The organism is Massilia scottii (genome assembly GCF_030846495.1).
Classification (GTDB): Bacteria; Pseudomonadota; Gammaproteobacteria; order Burkholderiales; family Burkholderiaceae_D; genus Telluria_A; species Telluria_A violaceinigra.
This window is the reverse complement of the sequence record NZ_JAVCWM010000007.1, coordinates 205,860-225,320: the sequence shown is the minus strand read 5'-3', so window position 1 is coordinate 225,320 and position 19,461 is coordinate 205,860. Positions and strand designations below refer to the sequence as shown.

Genomic DNA, 19,461 nt, shown 5'->3' with positions numbered 1-19,461 from the left:
CGCCATCAGGCCGGCAACTCGCCGGTTTTGTTGGTGTTGGCGGCCTCGGGCCGGTCTTCGTGCTTGGGAGCGGGCCACAGGCCGGCCGGACGGTTCAGCATGATCAGCACCATCGCCAGGCCGTACAGCAGCTGGCGCAGCACTTCCGCTTCGATCAGCACCTTGCCGAACAGGGTCATCTGCAGCGGTTCGACCACGTGGCGCAGCACTTCCGGCAAGGCCGCAAGCAGCACGCCGCCCATGATCACGCCGGGAATGTGGCCGATACCGCCCAGCACCACCATCGCCAGCACGGCGATCGATTCGGTCAGCGAGAACGATTCCGGGGACACGAAGCCCTGGAACGAGGCAAACATGGCGCCGGCCACGCCGCCGAACGAGGCGCCCATGGTAAACGCGAGCAGCTTGACGTTGCGGGTGTTGATGCCCATGGCCTTGGCGGCGATTTCATCTTCGCGGATCGCCACCCAGGCGCGGCCCAGGCGCGAGTGCTGCAGGCGCGTGGTGACGAACACGATGGCGATGCACAGGAACAGGAACAGGAAATAGTAAGCGTTCACTGACGGCATGCCGTAGCTGCCGATGAAGACGGTCGCCTTCGAGCCCGGTTCGCCAGCGAGCGAGACGCCGAAAATGCGGATCGGATCGATCAGGTTGATGCCCTGCGGACCGTTGGTGAAGTTGATCGGGTCGTTCAGGTTGTTCATGAAAATGCGGATGATCTCGCCGAAACCGAGGGTCACGATGGCCAGGTAGTCGCCGCGCAGCTTGAGCGTGGGGGCGCCGAGCAGGGCGCCGAAGAAACCGGCCGTGGCCGCCGCCAGCGGCACGATCAGCCAGACCGACAGGTGAATCCCGGTTTCCTTGATTTCCGGCCCCATGATCGCGACCAGCCATTCCCCGAACACCGGATACTGGTTGACCACCGATTCGAGCAGCGCGGCAAATTGCGGCGAGGCCAACAGGCCCGTCATGTAGGCGCCGACGGCAAAGAACGCGATGTAGCCGAGGTCGAGCAGGCCGGCGAAACCGACCACGATGTTCAATCCCAGCGCCAGCATGATGTAGAGCAGGGCCATGTCGATGATGCGCACCCACGAGTTGCCGAAGTGCTGGGCAACGAAGGGGAAGATCAGCAAGGTCAGCAGCAGCGCGACCATGCTGATGCGGGCCTGGCGCGGATGGTTTTCAAGGTCGAATGAGAGCAGAGCCATGATGTTCCTTTTCTGTTCCGGTCAGGCGCGGTCGGCAACGCGTTCGCCCATGATGCCGGAGGGCCGGATCGTGAGTACGATAATCAGGACCACGAAAGCGAAGATATCCTGGTAATGGCTGCCCAGGAAGCCGCCGGTCAGGTCGCCGATGTAGCCGGCGCCGAGCGCTTCGATCAGGCCGAGCAGGATGCCGCCGATCATGGCGCCGTAAATATTGCCGATGCCGCCCAGTACCGCGGCCGAGAAGGCTTTCAGGCCGGGCAGGAAGCCCATCGCGAACTGGATCGAGGAATAGTTGGCGCCCCACATCACGCCGGCCACGGCGGCCAGCGCCGCGCCGATGGCGAAGGTGGCCACGATGACCTTGTTCGAATCGACGCCCATCAGCCCGGCCACGCGGGGATTTTCGGCGGTGGCGCGCATGGCGCGTCCGAGTTTGGTTTTTTCGACCAGCAGCACCAGCGCGCCCATCGACATGGCCGCCAGCGCCAGCAACAGCACCTGGGTCTGGGAAATCACGGCGCCGCCGATATGCAGCGGCTCGCTCGAGAGCAGTTGCGGGAACGATAGCGGGCTGCGGCCCCAGATCATCATCGAGAACGTGGTGAGCAGGGTGGAAATGCCGATGGCGGTAATCAGGGGGGCGAGGCGGGGGGCGTTGCGCAGGCGCCGGTAAGCGACCCGTTCGATGAGGACATTGACGATCATGCACACCGGAATGGCGCCGGCGATGGCAATGGCCAGGTTCACATAGCCGGGCAAGCCGGGCGCCACGATTTCCAGCCCCTTGAGGATGGACAAGCCGACCATGGCGCCGATCATCAGCACGTCGCCGTGGGCAAAGTTAATGAGGTTGAGCACCCCGTACACCATGGTATAGCCCAGCGCAACCAGGGCGTACATGCTGCCGAGCACAAGGCCGTTGATAATTTGTTGGATAAAGGTATCCATGATGACCTCATTTTATTTCGTTCTAACAAAAACGGCACCCGGGGAAACCCCCGCAGTGCCGCTCCTGGCCTCACGCCGCCGATTCACAAACGCCGCCTCCCCGGGCCACGGGAATGGCGGTTTTTCATGTCTTTGCTGCAACCGTGCGTCATCAGAACGAACATGACGTCCCGATGACAAAAAATCCGAGCGTCGTCATCATAACGAGGTTTAGAAAAAACTAATATCGGAAAATCACACGTGTTCCGAATTTAATTTTGACAAAGGGCCATGTCCTGGGTTATGCGAGCCCGGCCTTGACGCCGTCGAGTCCCTTGGGCAGGGGGAAGGTGACATGCTCTTCCACGCCATCGAGTGCGCGCACGCTGCGCGCGCCCAGTTCCTTGAGGCGGTCGATGACGGCCTGGACCAGCACTTCCGGGGCCGAGGCGCCGGCCGTGACGCCGATGCGCAGCTTGCCGACCAGCCATTGGGGATCGATCTGGGAAGCGTTGTCGACCATGTAGGCCGGCGTGCCCTTCTTTTCCGCCACTTCGCGCAGGCGGTTCGAGTTCGAGCTGTTGGGACTGCCGACGACGATCACCACGTCGACCTGGGGCGCCATGAACTTGACCGCTTCCTGGCGGTTGGTGGTGGCGTAGCAGATATCGCCCTTCTTCGGCTCGATGATGTTCGGGAACTTTTCCTTGAGCGCGGCGATGATGTCGGCCGTATCGTCCACCGACAAGGTGGTCTGCGACACGTAGGCGAGGTGGTCCGGGGTCTTGACTTCCAGATTGGCCACGTCGGCCACCGTTTCGACCAGGTGCATGCCCTCTTCCGTCTGGCCCATGGTGCCTTCGACTTCCGGATGGCCGTCGTGGCCGATCATGACGATTTCGCAGCCCTGGCGCCGCATCTTGGCCACCTCGACGTGCACCTTGGTCACCAGCGGACAGGTCGCGTCAAAAATGGTCAGGCCGCGCGCTTCGGCTTCGGCGCGCACCGCCTTCGACACGCCATGGGCGGAAAACACCAGGGTGTTACCCGGCGGGACATCGTCGAGTTCCTCGATGAAGATCGCGCCCTTGCTGCGCAAGTCCTCGACCACGTAGGCGTTGTGCACGATTTCGTGGCGCACATAGATCGGCGCACCGAATTGTTGCAGGGCGCGTTCGACGATTTCGATTGCGCGGTCGACGCCGGCGCAGAAACCGCGCGGCTGGGCCAGGAGAATTTCGCTGTCCATGATGAGCCTCTGTATTATTTATACAACAGTTATATATACAACAGCAATTAAAGCACGGAAATCAACCGAACTTCGAATTGCAGCGACTGGCCAGCCAGCGGATGGTTGAAGTCGAACGTCACCACAGCGTCGCCGAACTGGCGCAGCACGCCGGCAAAGCGGCCGCCGCCGGGCGCGGCGAAGTCGACCAGGTCGCCCACCTTGTAGTCGGCGCCGGGGGCCGAGTTCTCGTCCAGGGTGGCGCGCGACACGTCGCGCACCAGTTCCGGGTTGCGCTCGCCGAAGGCTTGCGCCGGGGCCAGCTGGAACGTCTGGTGCGTGCCTTCCGGCAGGCCCATCAGGCAGGTTTCGAGGAAGGGCGCGAGCTGGCCGCTGCCCATCATCAGGGTGGCCGGGTTGCCGGCGAAAGTGGTGATGAGATCGGTGCCGTCAGCGGTGGCCAGGCGGTAATGCAGTGTCAGGTAGGCCGATTCGGTGACGACGGCGGGGGAAGTAGTGGACATGGTATTCATTGAGGCGTGCAAAGCGCCATTGTAAGCCACGGTGGTCGAAACGGCCTCGCCTGCCCGCATTTGATTGCGGGAAGGCGAGAAAGTGCGGCCTGTTCAGCAGCCGCAGCCGTAGCCGAAGTTGTCGCTGCCGAGCAACTTCCAGCGACCGTTGATGTTGACCAGCACCAGGCGGTACCAGCGGTCGTCGGTCGTCGTGGGGCCGTCCAGATGGCCCGGGCCTTTGCCCTCCCCTTCCCACACGGCCAGGTCGGCAATGCCGTCGGCGTCGAGGTCGTAGTACAAATGCGTGCCGCGGATAAAGCCCGTCTTGGCACGGTCGAGCGTCATGCTCGCTTCCGTGCGGGCGGCCGGGCCGCGCGGCAGGTCGACCGTGGTGTAGAAGGCGAACAGGCTGCCGGGTGGATTGAGGCCGGTTTTTCTGTTGGCGGCGGCGGTGTCGCCAAAGAAGCGCCAGGGGCCGGCGTCGGCGTCGCCGAAGGCGAAACCGGGCGTCCAGCCCTCGCACTCGGGTTCGTCGGCATAGCGCCACAAGGTCTCGGTCTTGCGCAGCACGCTCGGCAGCGCGCGCAGTTGGCCGTCGCGGTACAGCTGGACGCGCTGCACCGAACGCACCAGGGCATCGGTGCGGCTGAGCATGTCGTACAGGCCCGGCGCATTGTCGTCGCCGGCCTGCGGCGCCGGCTTGGGGCGCGGGTTGACCAGTTGCCGGAACACGATGCCGAAACGGCCGCTGGCTTGCTCGGCGCTCGCGTCGGGTGGTGCGATCTGCTCGTCGGTACGGAACAGCGAAGGCTGCACCTCGGTAAACGCCAGCGCCCCGATCAGGGCGGCAAGGCGGCCCGCGCCATCGCTCTCGTCGGCAAGGTGCAGCTCGCTCCAGAGCCCGAGCGACTGCCTGAGGTTGGCGGCGATTTCCCGGCTTTGTTGCTCGCGCGTTCGCAGCGCTGGCGCATCGGTCTTGCCTTGCGCCTGCAAGCGGCTGGTTTCCTTGCTCATGGCGGCGTGTTGCAGGGCGATGCGCTGCAGGGACGACCAGCTTGGATAGGGGGCGGGTTTGCGGCCATGCACGCCCAAAGCGAGGTGCGCCTTCATCCGCTCCAGCGCCTCGTTGCGCGGGAATGGCCCCTGCTGGGGAAGCTTGGGAAACCGTTTCTTGAGGTAATCCGCGTACTGCTCCAGGGCACTCCAGCTCGGTTGCAGCCAGAACACGCGTTCAGGGTCGTAATCGGCGGGCAAAGGGTCGGTCGTGTAGATCCTGTGGCCCTGCACACTGGCAAGTATCACCGGCGTGCGCGTCAGGTAGCGGCAGGCCGTGTAGCCGGCCGCGGCGGCGCTGCGCACTTCGCAGTAGCCGCTGGCGCGATCTTCACCCACCAGCGTGACCACGGTGTTGAGCGGCAGGCGGGTCACGGCGGCGGAGGTGGGCAGCGGCGCCGCGCGCAGCGTCAGCGCGCTGCCGCTCACCCAGCGCTGCGCCGCGTCCACCCCATCCACGCCGGCCTGCGAACGCGCCACCGGCTTGGCGCTGAGGAACTCGCACGCCACGTAGCCCGCGTTGCCCGCGCCCGATGCCGGGCAAAAGCCGTTGGTCTGGGCGCTGCCGTCGAGACGCATCTCGGTGCCGCGCAGCAGGATCGCCCGGACCTTGCCATCCGCGCCGGGATGGGCGCGCAGACGCACGTCGTCGGCGCTTACCCAGCGTTTGGGCGGCGCCTCGGGGGCCGCTTGCGCAGCGCCTGCCAGCAGGACGATTCCCCGGATTGCCCATGTTCGCATCGCGCTTCCCTGTCTGTTCAATGATTTTTCCGGCCAGGCACACGCCATATGGTTCCCGCCGCTTCTCACGCCGGGATCAGTACCGTCCGCAATAGCACGCCGATAATGGCGTGTCATGCATCGGCAAGGCATTGACAGCATCAATTGTAATTCCTGCCACGTTTCTCATGTTGCTCATTTACATTAAACCGGAGGCGCGATGGGGATCAAGGACTGGCCCGAACAGCAGCGACCGCGCGAGCGGCTCATCAGCGAGGGAGCGTCGGCGCTGTCCGATCCGGAATTGCTGGCCGTATTCCTGCGCGTGGGCGTGCGCGGCAAGAGTGCGGTCGAACTGGGACGCGAGCTGCTGCTGCGCTTCGGCTCGATCAACGGCTTGTTCGGCGCCAGCCTGGTGCAGTTCTCGACGGTGCACGGACTGGGTCCGGCCAAGTTCGCGCAATTGCAGGCGGTGATGGAGCTGGCCCAGCGCGCCATCGGCGAGCGCCTGGAGAGCGGCGAGGTGCTGAACTCCCCGGAAGCGGTGCGGCAATACCTGCGCATGCAGCTGGGGCGCCAGGCGCATGAATCCTTCCTTGTATTGTTTCTGGACGTCAAAAATCGCCTGATTGCCTGCGACGAAATGTTCCGCGGCACCCTGACCCATACCAGCGTGCATCCGCGCGAAGTGGTGAAGGCGGCGCTGGCGCGCAACGCGGCCAGCATTTTGCTTGCGCACAACCACCCATCGGGCACGCCGGATCCGAGCGAAGCCGATCTGCTGCTGACCCGCGCGCTGGTGCAGGCGCTGGCACTGATCGACGTGCGCGTGCTCGATCATTTTGTGGTGGCTGGCCATCAGGTCCATTCGTTTGCGGAGCATGGGCAGCTATGAGCTTGCCCGGCTGCGCGCAGGGGCGATGTTAGGGTAAGGCCGTTTCTCAGCAGTAGCACCATCTAATTGTTAAATTTACTCCACGATAAGACACAATTGTTTTTCACAAGTCATTGATTCATCTGCGGTTTTCACGCTATACTCTTGTTTTTCCAATTTTGGATATATTCAAGGAGTGCGCTATGGCACGTGTTTGCCAAGTAACTGGCAAGGGCCCGATGGTTGGTAACAACGTCTCCCACGCTAACAACAAAACGAAGCGTCGTTTTTTGCCTAACCTGCAAAACCGTCGTATTTTTGTGGAATCGGAAAACCGCTGGGTCTCCCTGCGCCTGTCCAACGCCGGTCTGCGCGTAATCGACAAAGTCGGCATCGATGCCGTGCTGGTCGACATGCGTGCCCGTGGCGAAAAAGTTTAATTAGGGAGCTATCATGGCAAAAACTGGCCGCGACAAAATCAAGCTGGAATCGACCGCAGGTACGGGTCACTTCTACACCACCGATAAAAACAAGCGCACGATGCCTGCTAAAATGGAGATCATGAAGTTCGATCCTAAAGCACGCAAGCACGTGATGTACAAAGAAACCAAGATCAAGTAATCCGCGATCCCGATTTCAGTACCGAAAGAGCCGCCCACGCAAGTGCGCGGCTCTTTTGTATTGCGGGTCCCGGTCAGCCCCTGCCGATGCGCTCGCGCAGGCTGGCAAGCAGGCCGTCGGACGCGTCTTCGATATAGTCGAGGACCAGTTCGAAACCATCGACGTCGCCGCCGTACGGATCGGGCACCACGTCCGAGTCGGAGCGGGTGGCAAATTCCATCAGCAGGCCGAGTTTGTGGTGGAAGCGCGGCGGGCAGGCGGTTTTGAGCATGGCCAGATTCTGGCGGTCCATGGCGTAGATATGATCGAAGTTCTCGAAATCGGCCTGGGTCACCTGGCGCGCGCGCTGGCCGCTCAGGTCGATGCCGCGGCGGGCGGCGTGATCGCTCGAACGCGGGTCGGGCGCGTGGCCGATGCGGCAATTGGAGGTGGCGGCCGAATCGATCAGCAGGAATGGATCGAGGCCGGCGGCGGCGGCGCGGCTGCGGAAGACCCCTTCGGCGGTCGGGGACCGGCAGTAGTTGGCCATGCAAATGAACAGGATGGCGATTTTTTTGGTCATTGAGTTTTCCGACGATGAATGATTGCAGATAGCCAGGGCTTGTCACCGATAGCCGTAAACGTCAAAACCGTCATTCCTGCGCGGGAATGACGGTTTTTGAGTTTGGGGCCAAAGAAAAACGTTGCGCGTTATGCGTAGCTACGCAACCGCATCGAAAATTCCTGCAGCGATTTGATGCCCGACGCTTCGGCGCGGGTGCACCAGTCCTGCAACTGCTGCAGCAACTGGTCGCGCGTGAAGTGCGAACGTTCCCAGATCGCGCCCAGCTCCACGCGCATCTGGTGCATCGTTTCCAGCGCCTTGCTGTGCTGGAACAACTCAACCAGCTGCTGTTTCTGCGGATCTTCCAGCTTGCCCGGCTCGCGCTGCAACAGCTTGCGCGACGACTTCAGGAAGCGCGCTTCCAGCTCGGCCTTGTGCTTGAGGTGCTCGAACTCCTCTCCCCACGCCTGCTTGACCGATTTGGCGTATTTCGCCATCACGTCATAGCGGTTGGCGATCACCGACTGCAAGGTATCGAGGTCGGCGACCGTCTTGCCGTGTTCGAACGCCGGCTTGGGCGCCACTTTCTTCACCTTGGCCAGGCCCAGGGTTTCCAGCACGCGGATATAGAACCAGCCAATATCGAATTCATACCATTTCGACGACAGCTTGGCCGACGTCGCAAAGGTGTGGTGATTGTTATGCAACTCTTCGCCGCCGATCAGGATGCCGAACGGGATGATGTTGGTGGCCGCATCGGAGCAGTCGTAATTGCGATAGCCCCAGTAGTGGCCAATGCCGTTGATGATGCCGGCCGCGGTGATGGGAATCCAGGCCATCTGGATCGCCCAGATCGTCACGCCGATCACGCCGAACAGCGCGAAGTTAATCACCAGCAGGGAAGCGACGCCCTGCCAGCTGAAACGGGTGTACAGATTGCGTTCGATCCAGTCGGTCGGCGTACCGTGGCCGTACTTTTCCAGCGTTTCCAGGTTTTTCGATTCGGCGCGATACAGCTCGGCGCCTTCAAACAAGACCTTGCGGATGCCGCGCGTGACAGGGCTGTGCGGGTCTTCCACGGTGTCGCATTTGGCGTGGTGCTTGCGGTGAATCGCGGCCCATTCCTTGGTGACCTGGCCGGTGGTCAGCCACAGCCAGAAACGGAAAAAATGACTTGGAATCGGATGCAGGTCCAGCGCGCGGTGCGCCTGGTGGCGGTGTAAATAGATGGTGACGCTGGCAATCGTGATATGTGTCACGATCAGCGTGTAAATCACGACTTCCCAGCCGGACAGGCCAACCAGGCCAGTCGTCATAAAATCGAGCACAGCGTTCAAGGTGGTGCTTAACAAGGTCATTACCGCTCCAAAATGGTGTTCGTTGCCTTCTCGACCATGCCACATGGAAATGATCGAGTGCCCCATTTTACGACGATACCGTACCGCACGGTACGATTGTCACCAATCATTTCCTTATTCCGGCGCCAGTGTGTTCAGAAACGCATGCAGGCGCGGATCGGCAATACGCAAATCGCGGGTTGGGTAGGGCAAGCTGACGCCCTGCCGTTGTAACAAATGCCAGATTTTCAGGTTGGCCTCGGAAATGACACCGCCGCGGCCATTTTCGGGATCGTTGATCCAGATGCCCACTTCCAGCTCAAAACCGTCGGCACCGAAACGCAGGAACATGGCCACCGGTGGCGGGTCGGCCAGCACGCGCTGCACGGTGGCGCATTCGGCCTCGATCAGCGGCATGAGCGCATCGAGGTCGGTGTCGAAGGCGACCGTGACCTGGGTCGCGAGGCGCACCTGGCGGCTGGACAGGGACATGCTCTGCACTGGCCCGGAAATGAGCATCTCGTTCGGCAACACCGATTCGGTGCCGTCGAGCGCCTGCAGCACGGTATACCGGGTGTTGATCTGCGTCACCTTGCCGCTGAAGCGGTCGACGGTGATCATGTCGCCGATCGCCAAGCTGCGCTCGAGCAGGATCACAAAGCCCGACACATAGTTACTGGCGATTTTTTGCAAGCCCAGGCCCAGGCCCACCCCGAGGGCGCCGCCGAAGACCGACAGGACGGTCAGGTCGATGCCGACCAGCGATAGGCTGAGCAGCACCGCGACGACAATCAGGATGGCCCGGCTCATGCGCGCCATCACCACACGCAGCGAGGTGTGGATGCCGTGCACGCCCATCAGACGCTCTTCCAGCGCCGTCCCGGCCCACAAGGCGACCATCAACAAGACCGCGACCGAGGCGACGGCCTGCATGACGACCGCCAGCGACACCTTGTTTTTGCCTAAGGGCAGCTTGGTATCGTCGAGGAACTCGAACACATCCGGCCAGAGCCCGGCGATGTACAGCGCCACGGCCAGCCAGACCAGCATGGCGAAGATTTTTTCGAAGGTGAGCATGGCGGCGCCGACCGGACCGTGGCGCACAAACACGCGCCGCATCAGGTAAAACGCCAGGCGGATCACCGCCAGCGACGCGAACAGCGGCAGCGCCAGGCGCAGCAGGTGCACATTGTAGCGTTGCGATGCGAACAGCAGTTTGGCCAGCGCCAGGAAGCCCACCACCGCCAGCGGGCTGAGCACAAAGGAGAAACTTTCCACCCCCATCTGCACCACCCCGCTTGCGGAGCGGCCACGCAGCCAGGCACGCCGGATCGCGTAACCCAGCCCCCATCCCAATACGATACAAACAACGATGGCGCCAGCCTGGTACAGGAAGCTGGGTTTGTCGAAATCCTCAATCAGGTCGGACAGCACGTTCGATAAGGGCATGGGCTGGGTAGGGCTTTATTCGTCGGCGTCGGCGTCGATCTCGTCGGCCGGCTTGTCTTTCGGTGGCTTCGGCGCCATCGGCTTGCGTTCCATCACGGCGGCGAAGAAGCCGTCGGTCTGGTGCTTGTGCGGCAGCAGCTTGAGGTAGTCGCCCATCTCCAGGTCGATCTTTTGCTCAGCCAGCACTTTGCTCATCGGCACCAGGTCGAACTCCGGATGCGCGGCCAGGAATTGCTCGACGATAAAGTCGTTCTCTTCGTCCAGCAGGCTGCAGGTGGCGTACACCAGGCGCCCGCCGCCCTTGAGCAGGCGCGCCGCGCCGTCCAGGATCGAGGCTTGCTTTTCCTGCATTTCAGCGACGGCTTCCACTTTCTGGCGCCATTTCACGTCCGGATTGCGGCGCAGGGTACCCAGGCCCGAGCAGGGGGCGTCGACCAGCACGCGGTCGATCTTGCCGGCCAGGCGCTTGATCTTGGCGTCGCGTTCATGCGCGATCTGCACCGGATGCACGTTCGACAGGCCGCTGCGCGCCAGGCGCGGCTTGAGCTTGGCGAGGCGCTTTTCGGAAATATCGAAGGCGTACAGGCGGCCCGTGTTGCGCATCAGCGCACCCAGTGCCAGGGTCTTGCCGCCGGCGCCGGCGCAGAAATCGACCACCATTTCGCCGCGCTTGGCGCCGACGATCTGGCTCAAAACCTGGCTGCCCTCGTCCTGCACCTCGATCGCGCCGCTCTTAAACAGCGGCAGGTTTTGCAGGGTCGGCTTTTTCAGCACGCGCAGGCCGAGCGGCGCGTACGGCATCGGCATCGCTTCGATCGGCGCTTCGGCCAGGCCGGCAACGACGTCATCGCGCGTGGCCTTGATCGAATTGACGCGCAGGTCGAGCGGCGCCGGCTGGTTCAGGGCGTGCGCCAGGGCCAGCGTTTCGGCTTCGCCGTACTGGGCCACGAACTTGTCGAACAGCCACTTCGGCAGGTTCGAGCGCATTTGCGGCGGCATCAGGTTACGGTCGATTTCCTGGATGCGGTTCAGGAATTCGGTTTCTTCTTCGGTCAGGCCGCCCAGCGAATCGACGCCCACCGCTTCGGCCAGGCCGAGGATGGTCAGGCGGCGCATGGTCGGGCTGGCGCCCGCTTCGGCGAAGTCGGTAAAGAAGGATTTATTGCGCAGGATGGCATAAATGCCTTCCGCCACGGCGCCGCGCTCGCGCGAGCCCAGGCGTGGGTGGTCTTTGAAGTAGCGCGACAACGTGGTGTCGGCGGGCGCCGAAAAACGCAAGATCTCGCGCAATACTTCTTCCGTATTGGCGAGAATCGCTGGTGGCAATCTCATGGTATTCCTTGGTTAATTATGTGTTTTATCGGCGATGCGAACGTCGCCGTTATCGATGCTGAGCCGGTCCTCGACGAACAGGCGGATCGCGCGCGGGTACAGCCTGTGTTCCTGCACCAGCACGCGCGCGGCCAGTGTGTCCGGGGTGTCGCCCGCCAGCACGTCGACTTCCGCCTTGAGCACGGCCGGGCCGTGATCGAGTTCGGCGGTGACGAAATGCACCGTGGCGCCGTGCCTGGCCACGCCGGCGTCGAGCGCCTGCTGGTGCGTATGCAGGCCGGGAAACAGCGGCAGCAGCGAGGGATGAATATTGAGCATGCGCCCGTCATAATGGGCGACAAAGCCTGGCGTGAGGATGCGCATGAAGCCGGCCAGCACCACCAGGTCGGGCGCAAAGCGGTCGATGGTTTCCTGCAGGGCAGCATCGAACGCTTCGCGCGTGGCGAATTCCCTGTTGGCGACCACGGCGGTCGGGATGCCGTGCGACTGGGCAAATTCGAGGCCTTTGGCGTCCGCCTTGTTGCTGATGACGGCCGCGATGCGCGCCGGCCACTGCTCTTCCCGAGCAGCATGGACGACGGCTTCCATGTTGCTGCCGCGCCCGGAAATGAGGATCACAATGTTTTTCATAGCGCGCATTGTACCCTGAGCGGCTGGCCGGACCAATAAACCGGGGTACAATTGTTGCAGCGCAGCACGAACACGGCAAGAAACGCCAGGCGCCGCTGCCTGCCGGCGCCGGCTTACTCGAAGGAGTAGAACACGCGGAACGGGACTTTTTTCTCGGCCCAGAAGTCGGCCGCGTCGCGGAACACGTCGAGCAGGGTTTCGCGCGCTTCCTTGTCGAATTTTTGCGTATTCGGCAATTGTTCGAGGACGACGATAAAGCCCGGCTGCGGGCCGGCCTTGCCGATGGAATCGGTCAGGCACTCGCGCAGGGCGTCGAAATTCTTGCCGCAAGGCTTGGGAAAGCAAAAATTCTCGGCGATGCGGCCGCACACCTGCTGCTTGGTGAGCGTATCGGCGCAATGCGCGTACAGGAAATGCTGTCCCAGTCGGACTGCTTCTTCTTGCAGTTCCACTACACGGAAGGCACGGATGGACTGCACAAGATTGGGCGGCACTGTAATCAACAAACTCATTTTTCCCTCAAGTCGTCCTGGTGTGGTCGGGTGCATTTCAGTTCTATTGTTGCCGATGCGTCGCGTTTACCGGGGAAAACGCCGATCTCCTGCTACCGTTGCCACCCGCCAATATACCCCCTAATCGTATAAGGGTAACGTTTTGTGGTTACTGAATCAACCCGAATGTGATTTGAGCCACAATATTTGTAATAAATCAGAGCGAATTCTGTAGAAAGCCTCTAATTTATAAGACCTGCGGGAGGAAGGCCTGGCCATTCTGCGACCTGGCGCGGCCGGGGTTCTCCGCTGTTACAAATTGTTGCCATGCGGATTGCAAATCCCGGTCCGACAGGGATACCATGTCATGGTGGTTCTCAGTCTTTGGAACTCAGAGCCCGTCCAAGTGTCTTATCCTACATACGAGGTATTTCCATGAACATGCACACCAAACTGATCGTGACGGCACTGGGCATCTGCGCCCTGCCGTTCGCCCAGGCGAGCGAATTCGCCGATTACGGCCGCGTCATCCGTGTCCAGCCGCGGGTCGAGCAGGTTCGCCAGCCGCGCGAAGAATGCCGCACCGAGTACGTGCAGGTGCCGGTGCAACAGCAGTACCAGCAGCAGGACCGCAGCGCCGGCGGCGCCATCATCGGCGGCATTGCCGGCGCGCTGCTGGGCAACCAGGTCGGCGGCGGCAGCGGCCGCGCGGTAGCCACGGCGGCCGGCGCGATTGCCGGTGCGGTCGTTGGCGACCGGGTCGACAACAATGGCCGCGTGATGCAGAACCAGCAGCCGCAGCAGGTGCAGGAACAGGCGGTGCGCCAGTGCCGCATGGTCGACGCGGTTGAGTCGCGCACCACCGGCTACGACGTCACGTACGACTACCGCGGACAAACCTACACCAGCCTGATGGACCGCGATCCCGGCCAGCGCATCCGCCTGCGGGTGTCGGTGGAGCCGGAACGCGGGCAATAATCCGCAGCGGCTGACTGCCACGCTTCCTGCTTCAGGCGCCGGCGGGCCGGAGTCATCCTCGCCTGCGCGCAGGGGCCCAAGTGCAAGCCAGCCTGCCCGCTCCGACAAACCTTCCCCGCCCAGGTCCTCCCTGGCGCGGAGGCAAGGTCTCTCACGGTAGCGCCATTCCCTCCATCCCCGCATTTCGCTTGCACTCCGGTAAGCCCTCCATCGATAATGGGCGATCGAATCAGGCGTCCTATGCTCATCAAAAGAAAATCCATCGAACAGGCCGAGTCATCGCGCCGTCCAGCCCGTAAGCCCAAATTTGCGCCCGTGACCTTATCCGAGCAGGATGGCGTGCGCTACCTGCACTTCGGCACCGAATGGGTCCAGGGCGCCATGCGCATCCGCAAGCCCGACTGGCCCGAACTCGAATATGCGCAGCAGATGATGGCCTGGATGCTGTTCATCGACGCCCCGCGCGCCATTGCCCAGCTCGGCCTGGGCACGGCCACCCTGACCAAATACTGCTACCGCACCTTCCCCGAGGCAGTGGTGACGGCGGTCGAACTCAATTCCTCCGTCATCGCGATCTGCGCCTCGATGTTCAAGATGCCGCCCGAGGACGAGCGCCTGCGCGTGCTGGAAATGGATGCGCTCGACTTCGTCAACGATCCCGCCAACGAAGGCGCCTTCGACGTGCTGCAATGCGACCTGTACGACGCCACCGCGCGCGGCCCGGTGCTCGACACGCCCGAGTTCTACCAGGCCTGCAACGCCTGCCTGCGCGACGGCGGCATGATGACGGTCAACCTGTTCGGCGACCATCCCAGCTTTGCGCGCAATATCAAGGCCATGAAATTCGCCTTTGGACATGTGATCTGCCTGCCGGAAGTGCACGACGGCAATGTCGTCGCCCTGTGCTTCAAACAACGCCCCGTCATCGATCCGGAAGCGCTCGCCGCGCGTGCCGCGCAGATCGTGACGGCGACCAAATTGCCGGCCAAATCCTGGGTCAAGGGCATGCTGGCGGACAAGTAACTGCAGTGCCCAATGGAGAAAACGGATTGAAAGCAGAACACACGGAAACCAGCGCGGCGCCCAAACGCAGTGCCCCCAAGTCGCTCGACCTGCAAGCCATCTTTTCGTGGTTGCTGTCCGATGGCATCGTGGAAAAGCCCAACGTCAAGGGCAATTATGCCCAGGCCCAGGGCATCCTGAAGACGGCGGCCGGCTCCATGCATCCGCTGTCTGCCGTGGCCCAGTGCAAGCTGGTTTCCGCCCTGCCCCCGCACAAGCTGCTCACGCTCGACGTGCTGACCGAGTGGGCGGCAGGCAAGGTGCGGCTGCCCTTCATCCGCATCGACCCGCTGAAAATCGACTTCACCAAGGTGGCCGACGTGATGACGGCGAGCTACGCGGCGCGCTTTAACATCCTGCCCGTCGAACTGAGCGGCACCAAGCTGGTGGTGGCCACCGCCGAACCGTTCTCGGTCGAGTGGGAAGCCGAGATCATGAAGGTTTCGCGCCGCAAGATCGAGCTGGTGATGGCCAACCCGCTCGAAATCTCGCAATACATTTCGCAGTTCTTCAGCCTGGCCAAATCGATCAAGGACGCCAACAAGTCCAAGGGCCAGGACCTGGCGCTGCGCAACAACTTCGAGCAACTGGTTGAACTGGGCAAGTCGAACAAGCTCGACGCCAACGACCAGCACGTGGTCAACATCGTCGACTGGCTGTGGCAGTACGCCTTCGAGCAGCGCGCCTCCGACATCCACCTCGAGCCCAAGCGCGAGATTGCCTCGGTGCGGTTCCGGATCGATGGCGTGCTGCACCAGGTGTACCAGGTGCCGGCGGTGGTGATGATCGCCATGACGGCGCGCATCAAGCTGCTCGGGCGCATGGACGTGATCGAAAAGCGCCGCCCGCAGGATGGGCGCATCAAGACCCGCACCAGCGGCGGCCAGGAAGTCGAGCTGCGCCTGTCGACCATGCCGACCGCCTTCGGCGAAAAGCTGGTGATGCGGATTTTCGATCCGGAAGTGGTGGTCAAGACCCTGCCCGAACTCGGTTTCCCGCCGGACGACGCGGCGCGCTGGGATGGACTGACCACGCGGCCGCACGGCATCATCCTGGTGACCGGGCCGACCGGCTCGGGCAAGACCACGACCCTGTACACGACGCTCAAGGCGCTCGCCACCACCGAAGTGAATGTGTGCACGGTGGAAGACCCGATCGAGATGGTCGAGCCCTCGTTCAACCAGATGCAGGTGCAGTCCGGCATCGACCTCGGCTTTTCCGATGGCGTGCGGGCGCTGATGCGGCAAGATCCCGACATCATCATGGTGGGCGAGATCCGCGACCTGGCCACGGCCGAAATGGCGATCCAGGCGGCCCTGACCGGCCACCTGGTGCTGTCGACCCTGCACACCAACGATGCGCCCTCGGCCGTGATGCGGCTGCTGGAGCTGGGCGTGCCGCATTACCTGCTGGAAGCGACGCTGATCGGCATCATGGCGCAGCGCCTGGTGCGTACCCTGTGCGTGCTGTGCAAGGCGCCGGGCGGGGAACTCAACGACGACGTGTGGGAAAGCATCGGCGGCTCCTGGAACATTCCCAAGCCGGCGGTGGTGTACCGCCCGATCGGTTGCCCGGAATGCCGCCAGACGGGTTTCCGCGGCCGTACCGGCCTGTACGAACTGCTGACGGTCACCGAAGGCTTTACCAACATGATCGGCAAGCAGACCGACCTGGCCGCCCTGCGCCAGCAAAGCGTGGATGACGGCATGAAGCCGCTGCGCATCGCGGGCGCGTACAAGATTATCGAGGGCACGACCACGGCCGACGAAGTGCTCAAGGTGACGGCCAAGCTGACCTGAACAACGGGGTCCGCAACGGCTGTTGCAAAACTTCCTAGCGGAAATCGAAATCGCCAGCTATAATATTGCCTCTTTCGGGGTCGTTAGCTCAGCTGGTAGAGCAGCGGACTTTTAATCCGTTGGTCGCAGGTTCGAATCCCGCACGGCCTACCACGAATTCGCAGTAAGCAAAGGAAGCAGTTGCGAGCGATCGCTACTGCTTTTTTTGATCGTTTTACCTTGGGTCGTTAGCTCAGCTGGTAGAGCAGCGGACTTTTAATCCGTTGGTCGCAGGTTCGAATCCCGCACGGCCTACCAAGATTCATCAAAAAAGCCCACAAGTTCGCTTGTGGGCTTTTTGCCATCCGAGCAGCGGGCGCCGGCTGGTTCCGGCCTAGATCTTGGCCCCGATCGAGAAGAACACCTGACGCGGCGCCCCCGTCAGCAAGGTCGCATAGGTGCCGTTCGGATCGGACTTGACGAAACCATTCGATCCGATGGTGCTGATGTATTGCTTGTCGAACAGGTTATTCACGTGCAGCTGGAACGTGACATCCTTGAGGCGCCACACCGGCTGCAGCTTGTAGCCTGCCGACATCGACGCCATCAGGTAGGAATCGACGCCCGCATCGTTGAGGAAGGTGTAGTAGCGCTTGCCGGTATGCTTGACCCCGACCCGTCCGAACACATTCTTGTTTTCGTAATTGAGTTCGGAGGTGAGCATGGTGCGCGGCGTATCGACGACCTGCTTGCCGGCGGCCTTGATCAGCACCCCGTTGTCCATATAGTTCGACTTGTAGGTTGAGTCGTTGTAGGTCACCGAATTGAACCACGAGAAATCCTTGCTCATTTTCCACATGGCGCTCGCCTCCATGCCGGTGGTGAGCACCTTGCCGACGTTGACCAGGGTACTCGGGCAACCCGCAATGCCGCTGCACGTGGCCACGCTGAGCTGGCGATCGCTGAAGTCGGCCCGATACACCGCCACCGAACCTTGCAGCGTGTTGCGCCGGAAGCGGTAGCCAAGGTCGACCGAGGTCGAGGTTTCGGGCTTGAGGTTGGCCTTGCCCAGGTCGAACGCCGCCTGGGTCTGGGAAAACGGCCCCGCCGCGCCCGGCTGGTAGGCGCGCATGTTCTTCGACGCCGATCCGAAGATTTCGTCGTCCTTGTTCAAGGCATAGATCGCGCCGGCCTGGGGCAAGAAGCTTTTCTCGGCCGTGATCGAACCGGCTGCCCGCGTGCCGAGCACGCTGGTGGCGTCGATGGTCACCTTGGGGCTCTTGAAGCCGGCGTTCACCTTGAAGCGGCCATCGGCCATCGAGATCGTGTCTTGCACATAGAACTGGCGCGTGCTGGTATCGAAGGACTGGAAAAATGCGCGCGAGCTGGGAGCGGTGAGGAAACGGCCGGTATCTTCCGGACCGCCAACCGCGTAGAAATTGCGCGAAAAATCGTGGGCATTGGTCTCGCTCCACATGCCAGCCTTGAGCGCATGCATGCCGCGCTCCCAGCTCAGGTCCAGCACCACGCCGCGCCGGTGGATATCGTACTCGGAAGCGCGGATCGAGATCGGCACCGTGGCCGAGGATGCCGCATACGGCGTGTACCAGTGGCCCTGCCCCTGGTGGTTGTGGGTGTAGAGCGTGCCCTTGAACCCGAAGCCGGCGCCGAAGTCGAGGTCCAGCACCAGCGAGCCGAGGCCATCCTTGCGCAGGCCGCGCCCGAGGAAATAGGCGTCATCCTTGGTGCTGACGCCGCCGCTGTAGACGCCGCGCGCGGCCGCCACGGCACGCTCCCAGTCCGGCGCATAGTAATCGAAATCGTAGCCCACCTTCGGCAGCATGGCGAGCGACAGATCCTGGTAGTCGCGCTCGATACGGTCGGACTGGTTATAAAAGCCGCTCAGGGAATGGTCGCCGATCGGTTGCTGGAAGCGGAAATTGAACTGCTCCTGGTCATGCGAACCCTCGCCCTTCCATTTGCCGGCGCGCTGGCGCGTACCGCTCAGGTAAAACTTGCCGCCGCCGGGCAGCTCGCCCGTATCGACGCGCGCGAAGGTGCGCGAGGTATCGTTGGCGCCAAAGGTCTGGACCACGGCGGTGCCGAATTCGTCGTGCGGCTCCTGCATGACGAACTGCACCGTCCCGCCCAGGTTGCTGGTCGATGCGGTTCCGAGCGCACCGGCGCCCTGCGACAGCGACACCCGCACCACGTTTTCGGACGACACCGCGCGCGTGACCTGCAAACCGTTGTTGTTACCGTAGCTCATGTCGCCCAGCGGGACATTATCAAGCGTAAACCCGAGCTGGCTCTGGCTGAAGCCGCGCACATTGAAGCGCACCGACCATTCGTAGATGCCGAAGGAATCGGCGGCCTGGAAGCTCACGCCCGGCAAGCGTTCGAGCGCCTTGAGCGGGCTGGTACCCGGCAACAGCTTGCTCAATTCGATGCGCGAAATGTTCTGGACCTGGCGGCTTTGGCCACGCCCGAAGGTTTCGACCAGAACAGCGGCCGGCGCCGAGGCCAGCGGCGGTGCGGGCTGGACCGGCGCCGGCGCGGCGTCGAGCGCGGGCTGCTCCGGCAGCGCGGCCGGATCGGGGCCGGCGGCGGCGTAGGCGAAGCAGGACACGGCCTGCATGACGAGAAGACAGAGTGGCTTGAGCGTTGGCTGCATATGATTTCTCCCTGGCGATGCGAATGAAACT

Annotated in this window: 18 protein-coding genes and 2 tRNA genes; 8 read left to right on the top strand and 12 right to left on the bottom strand. The window is 62.5% G+C overall.

All coding sequences use genetic code 11. The features are described 5' to 3' along the window. Positions 1 to 5: 5 nt before the first annotated feature. From RBA41_RS12245 to RBA41_RS12225, 5 genes are all read right to left on the bottom strand, one after another. Positions 6 to 1,214: an ABC transporter permease subunit gene (locus RBA41_RS12245; RefSeq protein WP_306624120.1), complete on the bottom strand. Its 1,209-nt coding sequence runs from the start codon at positions 1,212 to 1,214 to the stop codon at positions 6 to 8. 21 nt (positions 1,215 to 1,235) lie between these two features. Then, positions 1,236 to 2,165, bottom strand: a complete 930-nt coding sequence (locus RBA41_RS12240) for a branched-chain amino acid ABC transporter permease (RefSeq protein ID WP_306624118.1) — start codon at positions 2,163 to 2,165, stop codon at positions 1,236 to 1,238. A gap of 280 nt (positions 2,166 to 2,445) precedes the next feature. Beyond that, complete coding sequence (gene ispH, locus RBA41_RS12235) at positions 2,446 to 3,393, bottom strand: 4-hydroxy-3-methylbut-2-enyl diphosphate reductase (protein WP_306624116.1); 948 nt, start codon at positions 3,391 to 3,393, stop codon at positions 2,446 to 2,448. Positions 3,394 to 3,440: 47 nt separating this feature from the next. After that, complete coding sequence (locus tag RBA41_RS12230; protein WP_306624115.1) at positions 3,441 to 3,896, bottom strand: FKBP-type peptidyl-prolyl cis-trans isomerase; 456 nt, start codon at positions 3,894 to 3,896, stop codon at positions 3,441 to 3,443. Between the two features lie 102 nt (positions 3,897 to 3,998). Beyond that, complete coding sequence (locus RBA41_RS12225) at positions 3,999 to 5,681, bottom strand: hypothetical protein (RefSeq protein WP_306624113.1); 1,683 nt, start codon at positions 5,679 to 5,681, stop codon at positions 3,999 to 4,001. Between the two features lie 199 nt (positions 5,682 to 5,880). Here RBA41_RS12225 and radC point away from each other — a divergent pair, with 199 nt between their 5' ends. From radC to rpmG, 3 genes are all read left to right on the top strand, one after another. Beyond that, entirely contained in the window at positions 5,881 to 6,555 is a 675-nt protein-coding gene (gene radC, locus RBA41_RS12220; RefSeq protein WP_306624112.1) for a RadC family protein, read from the top strand. Between the two features lie 182 nt (positions 6,556 to 6,737). After that, complete coding sequence (gene rpmB, locus RBA41_RS12215) at positions 6,738 to 6,974, top strand: 50S ribosomal protein L28 (RefSeq protein WP_054264245.1); 237 nt, start codon at positions 6,738 to 6,740, stop codon at positions 6,972 to 6,974. A gap of 10 nt (positions 6,975 to 6,984) precedes the next feature. Next, positions 6,985 to 7,155, top strand: coding sequence for a 50S ribosomal protein L33 (rpmG, locus tag RBA41_RS12210; protein ID WP_197422130.1), 171 nt, complete (start codon positions 6,985 to 6,987; stop codon positions 7,153 to 7,155). Positions 7,156 to 7,228: 73 nt separating this feature from the next. On the opposite strand, the gene RBA41_RS12205 is transcribed toward rpmG, so the two are convergent. From RBA41_RS12205 to RBA41_RS12180, 6 genes are all read right to left on the bottom strand, one after another. Then, positions 7,229 to 7,717, bottom strand: coding sequence for a low molecular weight protein-tyrosine-phosphatase (locus tag RBA41_RS12205; protein WP_306624110.1), 489 nt, complete (start codon positions 7,715 to 7,717; stop codon positions 7,229 to 7,231). Between the two features lie 128 nt (positions 7,718 to 7,845). Then, on the bottom strand, positions 7,846 to 9,057 hold the full coding sequence (locus RBA41_RS12200; RefSeq protein WP_306624108.1) for a DesA family fatty acid desaturase: 1,212 nt from the start codon (positions 9,055 to 9,057) through the stop codon (positions 7,846 to 7,848). Positions 9,058 to 9,171: 114 nt separating this feature from the next. Next, positions 9,172 to 10,485 carry a mechanosensitive ion channel family protein gene (locus tag RBA41_RS12195; protein ID WP_306624107.1) on the bottom strand — a complete coding sequence of 438 codons (1,314 nt, stop codon included), beginning with the start codon at positions 10,483 to 10,485 and terminating at the stop codon, positions 9,172 to 9,174. 15 nt (positions 10,486 to 10,500) lie between these two features. Then, complete coding sequence (locus RBA41_RS12190) at positions 10,501 to 11,817, bottom strand: RsmB/NOP family class I SAM-dependent RNA methyltransferase (protein ID WP_306624106.1); 1,317 nt, start codon at positions 11,815 to 11,817, stop codon at positions 10,501 to 10,503. A 12-nt stretch (positions 11,818 to 11,829) separates the two neighbouring features. After that, entirely contained in the window at positions 11,830 to 12,447 is a 618-nt protein-coding gene (purN, locus tag RBA41_RS12185; protein ID WP_306624105.1) for a phosphoribosylglycinamide formyltransferase, read from the bottom strand. Between the two features lie 113 nt (positions 12,448 to 12,560). Beyond that, a complete protein-coding gene (locus RBA41_RS12180) occupies positions 12,561 to 12,959 on the bottom strand; it encodes a barstar family protein (protein ID WP_306624103.1) in 399 nt (132 codons plus the stop codon). Positions 12,960 to 13,373: 414 nt separating this feature from the next. Here RBA41_RS12180 and RBA41_RS12175 point away from each other — a divergent pair, with 414 nt between their 5' ends. The 5 genes from RBA41_RS12175 to RBA41_RS12155 all read left to right on the top strand — a co-directional run bounded on the left by RBA41_RS12175 (position 13,374) and on the right by RBA41_RS12155 (position 17,074). Then, positions 13,374 to 13,916 (top strand): glycine zipper 2TM domain-containing protein, encoded by a 543-nt coding sequence (locus RBA41_RS12175; protein ID WP_306624101.1) that lies wholly within the window; start codon positions 13,374 to 13,376, stop codon positions 13,914 to 13,916. Between the two features lie 240 nt (positions 13,917 to 14,156). Continuing rightward, positions 14,157 to 14,939 carry a spermine/spermidine synthase domain-containing protein gene (locus RBA41_RS12170; RefSeq protein ID WP_306624100.1) on the top strand — a complete coding sequence of 261 codons (783 nt, stop codon included), beginning with the start codon at positions 14,157 to 14,159 and terminating at the stop codon, positions 14,937 to 14,939. A 26-nt stretch (positions 14,940 to 14,965) separates the two neighbouring features. Continuing rightward, positions 14,966 to 16,777, top strand: a complete 1,812-nt coding sequence (tfpB, locus tag RBA41_RS12165) for a type IV pilus assembly ATPase TfpB (protein WP_510184550.1) — start codon at positions 14,966 to 14,968, stop codon at positions 16,775 to 16,777. 77 nt (positions 16,778 to 16,854) lie between these two features. Continuing rightward, positions 16,855 to 16,930: transfer RNA gene (locus RBA41_RS12160), tRNA-Lys, on the top strand. A 68-nt stretch (positions 16,931 to 16,998) separates the two neighbouring features. After that, a tRNA-Lys gene (locus RBA41_RS12155) sits at positions 16,999 to 17,074 on the top strand. A 76-nt stretch (positions 17,075 to 17,150) separates the two neighbouring features. Here RBA41_RS12155 and RBA41_RS12150 read toward each other — a convergent pair. After that, positions 17,151 to 19,430, bottom strand: coding sequence for a TonB-dependent receptor (locus tag RBA41_RS12150; RefSeq protein WP_306624098.1), 2,280 nt, complete (start codon positions 19,428 to 19,430; stop codon positions 17,151 to 17,153). Positions 19,431 to 19,461 lie beyond the last annotated feature (31 nt).